At 48.8% G+C, this 14,092-nt stretch carries 12 protein-coding genes; 4 read left to right on the forward strand and 8 right to left on the reverse strand.

The window, feature by feature from the left end; genetic code table 11:
- Positions 1 to 195: 195 nt before the first annotated feature.
- A complete protein-coding gene (locus ACGHVY_RS06335; protein WP_390597895.1) occupies positions 196 to 1,992 on the forward strand; it encodes a bifunctional DNA primase/helicase in 1,797 nt (598 codons plus the stop codon).
- Between the two features lie 47 nt (positions 1,993 to 2,039).
- On the opposite strand, the gene ACGHVY_RS06340 is transcribed toward ACGHVY_RS06335, so the two are convergent.
- On the reverse strand, positions 2,040 to 2,297 hold the full coding sequence (locus ACGHVY_RS06340; RefSeq protein ID WP_308744961.1) for a DUF4248 domain-containing protein: 258 nt from the start codon (positions 2,295 to 2,297) through the stop codon (positions 2,040 to 2,042).
- Between the two features lie 226 nt (positions 2,298 to 2,523).
- Between ACGHVY_RS06340 and ACGHVY_RS06345 the strand changes: the two genes are divergently transcribed.
- The 3 genes from ACGHVY_RS06345 to ACGHVY_RS06355 all read left to right on the forward strand — a co-directional run bounded on the left by ACGHVY_RS06345 (position 2,524) and on the right by ACGHVY_RS06355 (position 4,784).
- Positions 2,524 to 3,396, forward strand: coding sequence for an Rpn family recombination-promoting nuclease/putative transposase (locus ACGHVY_RS06345; RefSeq protein WP_390597897.1), 873 nt, complete (start codon positions 2,524 to 2,526; stop codon positions 3,394 to 3,396).
- 225 nt (positions 3,397 to 3,621) lie between these two features.
- Entirely contained in the window at positions 3,622 to 4,152 is a 531-nt protein-coding gene (locus ACGHVY_RS06350; RefSeq protein ID WP_308744963.1) for a DNA-binding protein, read from the forward strand.
- Between the two features lie 182 nt (positions 4,153 to 4,334).
- A complete protein-coding gene (locus ACGHVY_RS06355; protein WP_390597899.1) occupies positions 4,335 to 4,784 on the forward strand; it encodes an N-acetylmuramoyl-L-alanine amidase in 450 nt (149 codons plus the stop codon).
- A gap of 153 nt (positions 4,785 to 4,937) precedes the next feature.
- On the opposite strand, the gene ACGHVY_RS06360 is transcribed toward ACGHVY_RS06355, so the two are convergent.
- The 7 genes from ACGHVY_RS06360 to ACGHVY_RS06390 form a co-directional block, all read right to left on the reverse strand.
- Complete coding sequence (locus ACGHVY_RS06360) at positions 4,938 to 6,056, reverse strand: glycosyltransferase family 4 protein (protein ID WP_390597901.1); 1,119 nt, start codon at positions 6,054 to 6,056, stop codon at positions 4,938 to 4,940.
- 32 nt (positions 6,057 to 6,088) lie between these two features.
- Entirely contained in the window at positions 6,089 to 7,276 is a 1,188-nt protein-coding gene (locus ACGHVY_RS06365) for a glycosyltransferase (protein WP_390597902.1), read from the reverse strand.
- Positions 7,277 to 7,288: 12 nt separating this feature from the next.
- On the reverse strand, positions 7,289 to 8,206 hold the full coding sequence (locus ACGHVY_RS06370) for a glycosyltransferase family 2 protein (RefSeq protein WP_390597904.1): 918 nt from the start codon (positions 8,204 to 8,206) through the stop codon (positions 7,289 to 7,291).
- A complete protein-coding gene (locus ACGHVY_RS06375; protein ID WP_390597905.1) occupies positions 8,203 to 9,492 on the reverse strand; it encodes an O-antigen ligase family protein in 1,290 nt (429 codons plus the stop codon). The genes ACGHVY_RS06370 and ACGHVY_RS06375 overlap by 4 nt, the downstream gene beginning before the upstream one ends.
- On the reverse strand, positions 9,482 to 11,707 hold the full coding sequence (locus tag ACGHVY_RS06380; RefSeq protein WP_390597907.1) for a GumC family protein: 2,226 nt from the start codon (positions 11,705 to 11,707) through the stop codon (positions 9,482 to 9,484). The genes ACGHVY_RS06375 and ACGHVY_RS06380 overlap by 11 nt, the downstream gene beginning before the upstream one ends.
- Positions 11,708 to 11,718: 11 nt before the next feature.
- Positions 11,719 to 12,465 carry a TolC family protein gene (locus tag ACGHVY_RS06385; protein ID WP_390597909.1) on the reverse strand — a complete coding sequence of 249 codons (747 nt, stop codon included), beginning with the start codon at positions 12,463 to 12,465 and terminating at the stop codon, positions 11,719 to 11,721.
- A gap of 218 nt (positions 12,466 to 12,683) precedes the next feature.
- Positions 12,684 to 13,955 carry a BamA/TamA family outer membrane protein gene (locus ACGHVY_RS06390; RefSeq protein WP_308744971.1) on the reverse strand — a complete coding sequence of 424 codons (1,272 nt, stop codon included), beginning with the start codon at positions 13,953 to 13,955 and terminating at the stop codon, positions 12,684 to 12,686.
- Between the last annotated feature and the right edge of the window lie 137 nt (positions 13,956 to 14,092).

The following is a 14,092-nucleotide window of genomic DNA, read 5'->3' on the forward strand; positions in this document are numbered from 1 at the left end:
AGCCCACGTCCGGAGATTGCTCTGCCCACGTCCGGCAGGTACTCATCCCGCGCTTGAATGGAAACCGGTCCGGCGCTTACGAACGCTCGTTCCGATGCCCGTCTGTTGCTTGTACCGGATGGAATTTGCTTTTATACCGTGTGGAAAATGAAATAATCTGAAAAATGAGATAATCTGAAAAACAAAATAGAAATTATGAGAAATTTTGCCAGTTACCAAGTCGATGTACGTCATCGCACGAGTGGAGTTATCAAAACAATCTGTAACCAATGTCTCCCGACGAGGCATAACAAGCGCGACCGTTCGCTGCGTGTCAATATCGACACCGGGCATTGCCACTGTTATCATTGCGGAGCCGATTTCTACGTCCCCGACGATAATGAGGAGCGTGAGAAGGCGGAGCGTCGTGCAGCCCGCCAGCGTCGTGCGGCAGCCGTTCCGCAGCATTTTCAGCGTCCGGTGTTCGACGCTTCGAAGACAACGCTTTCCGAAGCCACGGAACGTTGGCTGGTCGAGACGCGCTGCATCCCGCAGTCCGTCATTGCCGCGCTGCGCATCACGGAGCAGGAAGAATTTATGCCGCAGTCCAGCACGAAAGAGCGTTGCGTCTGCTTCAACTACTTCGATGGCGGGCAACTCGTAAACACGAAATTCCGCAGTGGCAAGAAGCATTTCAAAATGGTGCAGGGAGCCGAACTGATTCCTTACAATATCGACTCCGTCGTAGGACAAACGTCCTGCATCATCCACGAAGGCGAACTGGATGCCGCTTCTTCCATCGCCGCCGGATTTGAAAGTGTCATCTCCGTCCCCGCCGGCGCCAACTCCAATCTCTCGTGGCTCGACCGTTTCATGGAAACTCACTTCGAGGACTTGAAAGAAATCATCATTGCCGTAGACACCGATTCCCCCGGAATCCGCCTGCGCGACGAGCTTGTCAACCGCATGGGAGCCGAACGTTGCCGTATCGTCACTTACGGTCCGGAGTGCAAGGATGCCAACGAGCATCTCTGTAAATATGGTATTGAAAGTCTCCGCATCGCCATCGAGCAAGCGGCGGAAGTCCCGCTGGAAGGCATTTTTACCGCTGCCGACCTGCATAGCGACTTGCGTGCCTTGTTCGACAACGGTTTCGGTCCCGGTACGGAGACCGGTTGGGAAGAAATGGATAAAATTTGTACTTACGAGCGCCGCCGCATCGTCATTGTGACCGGCATCCCTGGTGCGGGAAAATCAGAATGGGTGGACGAACTGGTGCTGCGCCTCTGCCTGCGGCATCAATGGAAGATTGGGTTTTTCAGTCCGGAGAATGTCCCCATCGTCTATCATCTCCGCAAACTGATTGAAAAACTTACCGGTCATCGCTTTCAGAACGGCTGCGGCATGACGGACGCTCTTCTGGCACGTTCCGAAGAGTTTCTGGCGGAAAACGTATCGCACATTTCCCTCAAAGGTGACGTCAGCCCCGACCGCGTGCTTGCCAAAGCTCGTGAACTCGTCGTCCGCCGTGGCTGCCGCATCTTCGTCTTTGACCCTCTCAACCGCTTCGACCATGACCCCAAACCGGGACAGTCGGAAACGCAGTATCTCTCCAACTTATTGAATAAATTCACGGAATTTGCCACTCAATATAATTGCCTGCTGATAGTTGTCGCCCACCCGCGCAAGATGAACCGCAATCCTGTGACGAATGCCACCCCGCGTGTGGAAATGTACGACATTAACGGCTCCGCAGATTTTTACAACAAGGCTGATTACGGAATTGTGGTAGAGCGTGACAAGGAAATCGGTATCACCCGCGTATATGTGGATAAAGTGAAATTCAAACATCTCGGCGTAGGTGGTGTGGCTACTTTCGTCTACGACCCCGTCAGTGGGCGGTATCTCCCCTGTGAAGAATCCCACGATCCTGCCGTGCCCATCGACCAGCGTACCCGGAATACCGTCTTCGACACTTCCTGCTGGCTACCGGAAAAAGAACTGTTTGATTAGTGATTAACGGAGGAGTGATCACTAATCGCTACCCCGTTAATCACTATCTACGGTTCTTCGAGCACTTCCACGATGAGCCGTACCTGTGCGGGAGTGTAGCGTCTGCTTCGGGGATTCATGCCGGTGGCGAGCAGACGCTCTTTCAGTCCTGGTGCAGCGTCTATCCATTCGTTGAACCGGGCTACTGCGCTCTGTTGCTTGATGTAGGGGAGATATAATGCGGCAAGCTCGCCTTTTCCGTAGCTGCGGTATTGGAATGCTTTTTCTTCTTCCTGTTCGGGAAGATTGTCGGATTTTGCTTTCATTGATAGGGTGGTTGAGTTTGTTTTTACTAGCTATAAAGTTACGCATTTTTACTGAGTTGTGCAAGTTTTGGGTAATCTCATTTGAGGGAAATTGAAAACATTAGGGAAGATTGAAAAGGAATGGGGGGACGTTAAAAAAAGGAAAAGAAACCGCTCACTATGAAAAATATAGTATCTTTGTATAGACCGGATACATCTCGGTCTATACAAACGTAAAACAAAGAAAATGGGAAAATTTATCAATCCGTTTACGGACGTAGGTTTTAAAAAGATATTCGGGCAGGAAATTACGAAAGACTTGCTGATTGATTTCTTGAACGGCCTGCTTGTAAACGAGAAGAGTATCACGGATATCACTTTTTTGGATAAGGAGTTACTTCCTGAATACATGGGCGACCGCGGAGTTATTTACGATATTTATTGTACGACAGAGAGTGGTGAACAGTTTATTGTGGAGATGCAGAACAAGCAGCAGACGAATTTTAAGGAGCGGGCTCTTTTTTATTTATCGCATACTGTTGCCCGGCAAGGAGAGCGGGGCGCTCATTGGCAGTTTGACTTGAAAGCGGTGTATGGCGTGTTTTTCCTGAACTTCTGTCTGGCAGACGCTCCGCACAAACTTCGGACGGACGTGGTGTTGGCCGACCGTGATACGCATGAAACATTTTCGGATAAGTTACGTTTTATCTTTATCGAGCTTCCTTCTTTTCACAAAGAGGAATCGGAATGTGAAACTGATTTTGAACGTTGGATTTATGTATTGAAGAATATGGACACATTGAAAAGAATGCCTTTCAAGGCACGAAAATCTGTCTTCGAGAAGTTGGAGAAGATTGTGGACATTGCTTCCCTGACTAAAGAAGAGCGCATGAAATACGATGAGAGTATCAAAGTGTTTCGTGACCAACTGGCTACCATCTCGTTCGCGGAAGAAAAAGGCTGGCGAAAAGGACTGGAGAGAGGGATGGAAGAAGGTATGGAGAAAGGTATGAAGGAAAAGAGCTGGGAAATTGCCCGTAACCTTAAGAAATTAGGAGTTTCCACCGATACTATCTCTCAGGCTTCCGGACTTTCCGTAGAAGAAATTGAAAATATCTGATGATAAGCACTTACAGGAATGGCGGCATGAGATTCGGAATCATGCTGCCATTTTTGTATCTTGGGCATTCACAAAGATAGCAATGCTTGTTTTTATTCCTCTTTATTCCCTCTTAATCCTGCGTAGCCCGATGTAACCCGTCAGGCTGTCGGTGTGTTGCCGTATCTTTGTTTCACCATCAGAAAGGGAGAATGTCCTTCCTTTCGTAGAAACAATCTTTTAAGTATGGCAACAGTTACAGTAGTGCGCTACAAGCGCAGAAAACGAATCGGTGATGACGAGTCGCCGATGGTGTACGCTCTCAAACCCAAGTCCGGGGAAGCGAAAATCTATTCCATTGAATCTTTGGCGCGTGAAATCGAGTCTATCGGAGCACTTTCGGTAGAAGACGTGTCGCACGTCATGAAATCCTTTGTCCGTGCGATGAAGAAAGTCCTTGTGGCGGGCAATAAGGTGAAAGTCGAAGGGCTGGGTATCTTTTATACTACGCTGACTTGTCCCGGTGTAGAGGTGGAAAAGGATTGCACCGTGAAGAATATCACCCGTGTCAACCTTCGTTTCAAAGTCGATAATTCCTTGCGTCTTGCCAACGACAGCACGGCGACCACTCGTGGCGGGGAGAATAATATGACCTTTGAGCTGCTCTCGGATAAGAAGTCCGCGTCCGGCGGAAACGGAAGTGGCGGTTCCGGTGGTTCCGGCGAAGGAGAAGGCGGTGACGGCGGAGAGACTCCCGACCCGGACCCGGCAGCCTAGTCGTATTTCCGGCTTACGGCTATTTCCCGACGGAAGGCTAGTGCACGGCTTTCCGTCTTCATATCAATAAAATAAACTATAAAATGCAAAGAAATGATTGACAGAATCTTAGACATTGTATTGGAAGTCCTGTTCTTCTTTCGCAGAAAGAGAAAGGGCAAAAAGAGTGAAAGGACGGGTCGATGAGGAAGATTGACCTGATTGTAATCCACTGTTCCGCCACCAGGGCGGACAGGGATTTCACGGAAGATGATTTGGAAGTGTGCCACCGGCGGCGTGGTTTCAACGGGACGGGGTATCATTTCTATATTCGCAAAAATGGGGACATAAAAACGACTCGTGCCATCGAACGGGTTGGTGCGCATGCAAAGGGACACAACTTGAACAGTATAGGTATCTGCTATGAGGGCGGACTCGATTGCCACGGTCGTCCTGCCGATACCCGCACGGAGTGGCAGATTCATTCAATGCACGTGCTTATCCTCACGCTGCTGCGTGATTATCCCGGTTGCCGCATTTGCGGGCATCGTGACTTGAGTCCGGATTTGAACGGAAACGGAGAAATCGAGCCGGAAGAGTGGGTGAAGGCTTGCCCGTGCTTTGAGGTGAAGGCGGTTTATTCGGAAATGTAATAGTATCAAAGGAAAGACTTGCGACAAGTATATGTACTTGGTTGCAAGTCTTTTTTATATGTAGGCGCGGATTATGTGGACTATGCGGCTTATTAATTATCTTAACCGTGTAATCTGCGTAATCCGTGCCTAAATAATAATATAAAATTAGCTCTATTTGGAGAACTCTTTGTATATCTTTAGCAACGATTCCGCCGTATTCCGCCAAGAGAACATCCGGCTGCGGTTGAGCCCGTATTCCACTTGCTGCTGATAGAACGCTTCGTCTTCTTCGAGTTGCAGTATCTTGTCTGTAATATCTTCCACGTTGAAAGGGTCTGCCAGCAAAGCGCCTTCGCCTGCTATTTCGGGCATGGCGGAAGTATTCCCTGCGATGATGGGCGTTCCGCAAGCCATCGCCTCGAGCATCGGGATGCCGAAACTTTCGCGAAGCGAAGGATACAGAAACGCGAATGCCCCACCATAAAGTGCCGCAAGGTCAGTATTCGCAATATATCCGGGGAAGCGGAGCGAACTTTTTATTTCCGTGATTTTCTCGTCTTCCAGTATCCGGTCGATAGCGTCTTCTTTGAGGTCGGCGATAAGTAACGGCAATTTCTTAGTTGATTTTTTCAGATAATCGCTGTATGCTTTCAGCACTCTCGGAGTGTTCTTTTTGGGGTCTGTGTTTCCCAGGAAGAACAGGTAATTGTCTGCGTCGATATACTTCCGCGTAATCTCCGGAGCTTTGGGTTGCAGGTGGAAGTGACTGTTGAATCCGTTGTACACGGCTACCAGTTGTTCGTCGGGCAGGTGCAGGGCTTCGAGAATACGCTTCCGCTCGAACTGGGAGACGGTGATAATCTTTTCGCATTTCGGCAGGATGCGCGGAACGACGAGACGGCGATAATGCCACCCCATTTCCTGATACCATGACAGGCTGGACGATTGGCGTTTCTCCAGATAGATTATGTCATGCAATGTCAGTACCAGGGGCACGGGGCAGTGCAGGGGGGCGGTGTTGCTTGTGCAATGTAGCAAATCGGGCTTGACGCGTTTTACCGCACGGGGGAGCGCCACTTGTTCCCAAAGCGGATAGGTGGGGCATTTCAATTCGATGATATGCACGTTGTCCGAACTTTTAAGGCATCTGTCTTCGCCGGGACTGACAAAGATGAAGTATTCGTTCTCATGGTCCATTTTCTGTAACTCCCGAATCGTTTCAAGAGCGACGAAATCCATCCCATGCTTGTTGGGGCGGAAGATACGCTGGGCTTCGATGGCTATTCTCATATTCTTTTCGTTTAAGGAATTGTTCTTCTGATTTATTCTCCGTGCTCTGTATGGATAAACTTTTTATAGGCTCCCTTCAGTTTGAACAGATTGCCGATGGTGGTTAATGCCAGCATGGGGATTCGTAATACGGCTTTGCCCAGTTGCTTGTTGAACAAATGTCCCGGTATGGGGAGTGTCATTGCTGCTATTTGGGCGGCGGAGAGTATCCACCATTTGACTGCTATCGTCCATTCGTGTCCGGTAGCAGTGCCTTGCAGGCTTAGCCATATGCCGATAATCGTGATGACAAGTGTCAGACCGAAGACACCCGCCAGTTGTATCAGTCGCGGGGGAAGCATCCATTGGAGTATCTTGTCGCAATAGTCCAGGTTGCCTTGGCCTATCGCTTTGGGCAGGCTGAAGAGCGAGCTGCGGAGAATACCGAACTGTGCGGCTATCCAGCGTTTCCGTTGGTTGCTGATGGCTTCCTCTTTCTGTGTCTTTTCGTCGTATATGGGAATTTGCGGCAGGTAGACGGTGTGGATGCGCTGTTGCAGAAGCAGCACTTCGAGTTCCTTGTCTTCGCCTGCTGTTTCGAGAAGCCGCACGTTTTGTCGGAACCAGTCGGCTTCAAAAGCCATTCCCGAACCGGACAGGGCGGCGGAAAGTCCGAGGGCGTTGTGTCCGCTGCGGAAAATCCCGTTATTGATTTCTTCGCTGATACCGTCGAGAATAGAGATATCAGTGTTCAGGTTTTTGCCGGTGCGATGAGCCTGTACGGATTTTATTCCACTGTCGAAAGCACGGTTCACTTCGGCGAGAAAATCCGGGGAAGTCAGGTTGTCGGCATCCATGATGACCACTATGTCATAGTGCTCGTCGCTGATGGAATCTACTGCCATTGTCAATGCTTTGGCTTTGGAACTGTCCTTGTAGTTGGCTGTCAATAGGCGGATGGGCAGGGAACGCAAGTCTTCGTTGGTGGCAGGCTGCATCTGGTCGGAGATGACGATGATGTCGAACAGTTCCCGCGGATAGTCCTGTTGCAGGAAGCTGCGTACGGAAGAGGCAATCACCCGGTCTTCCTTGTAAGCGGGGAAGAACACGATGAAGCGCCGGAGTGTGCGGGCTTCCGGGAAGCGGGGAGTCCGGTAGAACTTCGATGCGATGGCATACAGCAACAGGTAGCAGACGCAAAGCGCAAGGAGTGCAAAGAGAATCCAGTCGATGATAATCATAGTATTCGGATTTTAGGGAGTTACTGTGTTTTTCTCGGACGAGGGGGAGAGCAGCCCGGTATTTACTCCGTAGAATACGGCTGCGGCGAGGTCGAAACGTCCTTTGAATGTATGGGTCAGGATGTTCTTGGTGGCAGCTATGGTGCTTTGGTAGAGGACGGCGGCGATGCGGTCGAATCCTCTCAGGTTGCGGCGGGCGTAGAACAGGCGGTTGCGTGTCAGGTAGTAGGTGCGCAGTTTGCTGAGTTGCCCGGTGCTCTGGCTTTCTTTATGGAAGACGGTGCAGCGAGGGTCGTACCACAGCTCGTAGCCGGCACGTGTCATGCTGGTGCTCCAGTCCAGTTCTTCGTAATAGAGGAAGAATATTTCCGGCATCATTCCCACTTTTTCTATCACTTCCCGCTTGAGCATCATGGCTGCGCCGTGCAGGTAGGGCGTGGGGTGGGGGGTGTCGAATGTGCCGTCGTCCGGGCAATCGAAACCGAGCATATGGTTGCGTAACGTGATGCGTGACAATGGGGTGAATCCGGCAAACTGTATGTGTTGCGGTGGAAAGGCGAAACGTATCTTAGGCGATACGCCGCCTATTTCGGGACGGCTTTCGAGGCGTTCTATCAGGCAGGCGATGTGGTCTGACTCGATGTAGGTGTCGTTGTTGATGAAGAAGAGGTATTTCCCTTTTGCCGCGCGGATGCCGATGTTGTTGCCGCCGGAGAAACCGCGGTTCTCGTTGCTGCGGATGGCGACGACGGAAGGGTATAGTTGGCCTATCCGGGCTGCTTCATCTTCGTGTGAGGCGTTGTCTACCACAATGATTTCGTAGCTTACGGAGTGTATCTTGTCTTGCAAGGATTCTATCAGTTCGCAGGTGTCCTTGCACCCGTTGTAGCAGATAGTGATAAAGGATATGTCCGGTGTGTTGTTTGTCATTGTTGTTCGTTGTTTTCTTGGATGGATACTAGTAATTGCTTGTCGATATGCGGGGCGGCAAAGCAGAGGGCAAAGCCTATATATACGGTCAATGGGTTGGGATACTGCATTACGTCGTTGACATAGGCGGCTATGAAGTAGCCTGCGTCCATGCAGAGCCATGCCGCTACGAGCCCTCGCAGATTTTTGTTGCGTACCTTGAACATCAATATCCATGAGCACCAGGCGAAAAGGATGCCGTGTATGCCGAGATAGAGAATCAGCCCGACGATTCCCGTTTCCACCCATACGCTGACCAGCCATGAGTCAGGCGGGTAGGGCATTTGTTCTTTGGAGTTGAAGTTGCCTGCCTTGGAGAGTCCGATGCCGTAGCCGATGGGTTTCTTAGCCATCAGCTCCTTCATTCTTTGCCGGTTTTCGACGCGCACCATGTAAGAGGCGTCTTCGGTAGGGTGGAAGGAAGAGCGCATCTTGTGGATATATTGGTTGCCGCTTCCGATATTGGTGTAATAGAAAAAGACAAAGACTCCGATGGATATGCATATGCCGGCCAGGAGTGCTTTCCAGTTCTTGGCTATGATGGTAATCATCAGCATGCCGCCCATGAGGACTCCCATGGCGGAGCGTGTCCCGGAGATTCCCATTCCGTAGATGCCGCAGAAGGCGACGGAGAGGAAGTAGATACGCTTCCATTTTGAGTCGACAAAGAAGCCGGCAATGGCAAAGGTGACGCCTGCCATGGCAGAGTGCACGCCATAGTTTGCCGCGTCCGAGAAACAGGAGAAGTAGCGGATGCCCGACCAGATAATGTGTGTCCGGGCGCCGCCCAGGACATGAAGGAAGTAGAGGTCTTTGGAACTGAAACCGTGGTTTTTCTGCCAGTAGCCTTTAAGGGTGAAGATGATGACGAATACAGACCATATTATCAGCAGCAGTTCGACATCTTTCTTGGTACGTATCACTATCGGTATGACGAAGGCGCATATCAGAGGGGTGAGGGCATAGGGAGTGAGGTTGATGTTCCATGCTTCCATCACATTGTTGGGATTCATTATTTCCAATAGGTAGAACAGCAGCCAGGCGGTAAAGAGCCAGGTCATTGTGTTCTGGCCGGACCGCCAGTCGGTACGTTCGTCATTGCTGAGCTGTACAAGGCAAATGGTGGTGGACAGCAAGATGAGTGCCATTGAGAACAAGCCTATCTTGACATTTACAACCATGCTTGCCGCGACCAGGGCGAACTGCGCGGCAAGCAGAATGTGGAAAGTTATTATCCTATTCGTCATCGTCCTCGTCTTTTGCTTCTTTTGCTTTTCTCCTGAGGTTGAATTTGATTTTTTCCGTTAGTGATAGCTGACTGAGGCGATAGCCGATTCTGCGCAACAGCGTGTGTGGCGGAAGTTGTCCGGTGAAGTCTTCGGCTGCTTCCCGGCTGGCATTTGTCAGGCAGATGCGGAAAGGTACGTCCGTTTTGCCCAGTTGCAGCATGAGTTGTTCGCAAAGCTGCTTGTCGATGGTTTTCCATCCCCGGTCTGCCGGAGCCACCAGGATATTGGCGTTGGCATCTTGCAGTAAGGCAGTCGGAATGTTGCTTTCGGACAAGGGCGGATAAGCGACAATCAGTATGTCTTCTCCTTGCGGGGTGTAAAAGTCTGTAATGCTTTTTGCCAGCAGGTATTGGGTGGAGTTAGTGTTGAAATCTTCTTTGTAGGTGATAAACTTCGTATTCAGCATGCGGCTCTGCATATATCCGCAAATCAGGTTCCCTATCACTTCCTCACCGGAATCTTCGCTGGTACTGAACAGGTTGATGATGAACACGCCGGGAGATTTCCGATTGGTCAGGAAACGGAGCAGGGAGTTGGTCAGTTCTCTGACGGAAGATTGTACGTAGGTCTTGGTCAGCCCACCGTAGCGGGAGAGTGTAAGACTGGGGACAGCGCCTGTCACTTTATAGCCTGTCACGCGCTTGGTGCGGCTGGCATCGCGCAATGTCCTGTCGAGCATCTCTATCAACAGCAGCAAAGCTACGATAATCAGAAAACTGCCTACGCATGCGGCGATGACGATTTGCTTCCGGTTGGTCGAGTTGGAAGAAATCGGGTAGGTGGGCTCGTTCAGCACTTTTAGTGTGGCAGAGGTCATTTCCAGATTTTTCTTTCTCAACAGGGCTTCGTTATAGCTTTGTAATACAGTCAGATAGTTGCGCTCGGTGAAGTTTATCATACGCTCTTTCTGCTTGATGGTCGTACCGACGGGGGCGAAGAATACATAACGCTCGTTCAGTTCCCGACGGGCGTCTTGCACGATTTTCAGTTCGGCTTTGGCTTTTTCGTATAGCAGAGTCTGCTCCAACCACTGGTCGATGATGTTGATTCGCGAAGCGCCTTCTTTGGTATATTTATGACCTATGTATGAAGAGGTCAAGTCATTCAGTTCCTGTTTTACCTCGGCCAGTCTTTTTTTGTCGCTTTCAAGGGATTGCGAGTCTTGTTTTTTTGTATCGGTCATCGCCTCGGCTTCCGATATTTTGCCGGTGATGCTGGAGGCTTCCCGCAGTTTATCGACAAACTCCATGTTTTTGACCACTTGTTTGGCATTGCTGTCCATGTGTTTCTCCAGTTCGTCGAGCATGGACTTGGTGCTGTTGAAGGCGAACAACGCGTCTTGTTCTCTCAACTCGTACTCTTTGCTGATGGCGGCTATTTCTTTGGTTTCGTCAATATAGTTGATGATACGTTTTTCTACGTTATATTTGGTCAGGTCTTCTTCTTCCGTATTCAGCTTTTTCCCTATTCTTTTCAATTCTTCTTCAAAGTACTTGATTACTTTATCCGTCTCCCCGTAGCGGATGCGGCGGTATTCTTCGACGAACTCATCCATCAGGATACTTACCGTGTTGTATACGATACCCGGGTCGCCGGACGAATAGCTGATATCCAGCAAGTCACTGGTCAGACGACGTTGCACTTTGATGTTTTTCAGGGTGTTGTAGCTATAAAAAGGGTGATTGTAATAGAACAGGCCGTAGATGTAGTTGTCTCTGTGCGGACGCATATATGATTCGAAATTGGAGACGGTCTTGTCTTCACTCGATTTGTCTATTAGTTTCAGTATCTCATTTCCGTTCGGACTGTTTTTCAGATGGTTGTAAGTGTAATTGTAGCTGGCAGCAGTGATGCCATTGTTCTCTTTGTCCGGATTTCCTTGGATAAGGACTCTGGCGAATAGCCGTAAGCATACTCTTTTCAGCGTACTTTCAGCCTGCATGATGCTTATCAGATTGTCCATAGAATTCTGTACCGTTGCCCAGTCTGTCCGCTTGTCGCTCTCCAGGTTGTAGCCTGAGGCTACTCCCGTGTAAAGCGTAGCTTTCACGTCATAGCCGCCTTGCATATGGCGGGTGTAATAGATGACGAATAATGTGAAGAGGGCGGTTCCTATCAGTATCAGCCAGCGATGGCGGAATAGGGTCCGTATGGTAGAAATGATAAAATTCATATCTTAGATTTTTATTTTCGTATAATGGGTGTACGTGAAATAACTTCGAGTATCATCAGGCTCTTGGTCAATTCAAACTTACTCTTCTCGTATGATTCACGGGCCTGCGACTGTCTTTCCTTATCTATTGCCAAATCTGACGATTCTATGGTCCCGTTGGCAAAATTCTTCTCGGATATTTCGTATTGTACATTGGCAAGCACCAGACTTTCACTTCTCGTCTGGAGAACCTGCATCTGTGAAGTGGCCATGGCGTACATCTCAATAATATTCTTCTTGATTTCATCGTACTTTACTTCCCGCTCCAGTTCGGCGGTTTTCAGTGTAAGCCTTTGCCGGCTGACGCGCCCTTTGAGGTCGAATAAGTCATTTAATGGAATGTTGATGCCCGCCCCCAAGGTATAACCGTTTTGGGCTTGGGTAGAATAGGTGAGGTAGGGGGCAATCGCCACGTCCGTATATGTGGACTCATTGCCGAACATTCCGTACTGGTAGCTTCCTCTTAAACTGAAGAAACCGAGAAATGCCCATTTTTCTTTTTGCAGTAACTTGCGCTCTATTGCCGCCTTTACGTCTGCCAGTTCGTAGATGGGACTGTTTTTGGCATTCTCGAATAATGTAGACAATGGTGGCAGGGCAATTTTAGTATAATCATCTTCACTTAATTGGGAATAGTCACCGTTTTCCTGTGCAACCACATGAGTAGCGGAAGTGAATAAAAGTAGTAACCCCGAAAAAACAGATATAAATTGCTTCATAAAAAAATCCTATTATTTGCTCTTGCTGTGTTATAGCTTGCGCAAATATAAGGATTAATTTCATTTATGAGCAGTCTTTTATTATCAATTTTACATTCTTCCTCGTTAATTGTACGCGAATACTTATTTATAATACTTTTATTGTCCCTAAGCGGAATGTATATATACCCAATCGGAATGTCTTTCTTCTTGAACTGAAAGTCTTCCATCGTCTTGTGTCAGAACGCCTCCGTCATATTAAAGTAGAACAAATTCTGCTTGTTCACCATGTCTCTTCCGAGGTCGAGACGTATATTCATACGGGGTTGTACCTCAATGCGCAGGCCTACGCCGAGATTGGGGAGAACGCCCTCTATCTTGCCCGGAGTAGGGCCCATGAATCCGCATCCGCCCCAGGCCACATATCCTATATGATTGAGCATTTTCTTCACCCATGTATTCTTGTCCGTATTTATCATCTGACGGTATTCAGCCATCATTACATGTGATGACTTGTCGCGAAACTGTCCCATATAATATCCGCGAAGGTCGAAAGGCGTTCCGCTAAGCGCATATTTCGTCAACGGCACATCTCCGAATACGTTTTTGGTCTGCACCGTCCAAGCTATCACCTTCCGTCTTCCGACTGTTTTGTATTGACGGTAATCAATCTCCAAACGGTAAAAATTATCATCACCGCCGAAGGCCTTGCTATACATCATCCCGCGAAAATCAAGATACATTCCACGATAAGCATTGGCGGGAATATCACGTGTGTCATAAGTCAGCAGGAAGCCGAGTCCCGAACTGAAATTCTTATATCCATGTTCTGTTCCGCCCGCCGCAATGTAGGATGGCTGATGAACCATTCCTTCTGCCGGCTTGGTGATTTTGTCGTAATTGAAATCTACCTGTGGCCCTGCGAAGAAGTCGCTTTCTCCCAAACGGAAGAGGAACCACGGGTTCACCTGGATGCCGCTATAACGGTATTCGCTCGTGTCTTCCCCGCGAGGATAGTCTTTATTGGTACTGTATCCGATTCCGTAAAAATTCTCAATCGTGTTCTTATAAGAGAATGTGCCGAAAATACGGAAACGGTCGCCTTTGAAGAACAGTTGCGGCTTCGTCATCAGATTCAATCCGCCTTTGAACATCAGCGCAATAGACATCGGCACCACCGAACGCCGCTGAGTGGTGTCACTCGGATTCATCCGGAACGTCATCAACGCGCTACCGCCCACCAGCAGGCCGAAGTCCGGCGTATAGCTGGGACCACCTAATATATTATAATGCAAATTTCGCTTTGCCACACGTTGGCGGCGTAACTCACGTTTGGAGAGGGTGGGAATGGTGTCTGACAAAGTGCCGTCAATATCTGTCGGGGTATCATCACTGATAGATATTGTAGACATTGGCAGTTCGTCGCTTTTTACTGCTGTGCTGTCAGCCGTAGCCGACATAATATTGATGGATGCAAACATCATCAATACACCTATTATATATTTCTTCATAATTTCTTTCTGAGGAATTCGACTGCAAAGAAAACTCTTTTATTTTAATTAGTTTTGATACTCTTAGATAATAATTCTAAAAAAGAATCGTAAATTTGCAATTTCCTATTACTATATCTGAAGTGTAATTGATTAAT

The sequence above is a fragment of the Bacteroides sp. f07 genome, from assembly GCF_042854785.1.
Taxonomy (GTDB): domain Bacteria; phylum Bacteroidota; class Bacteroidia; order Bacteroidales; family Bacteroidaceae; genus Bacteroides.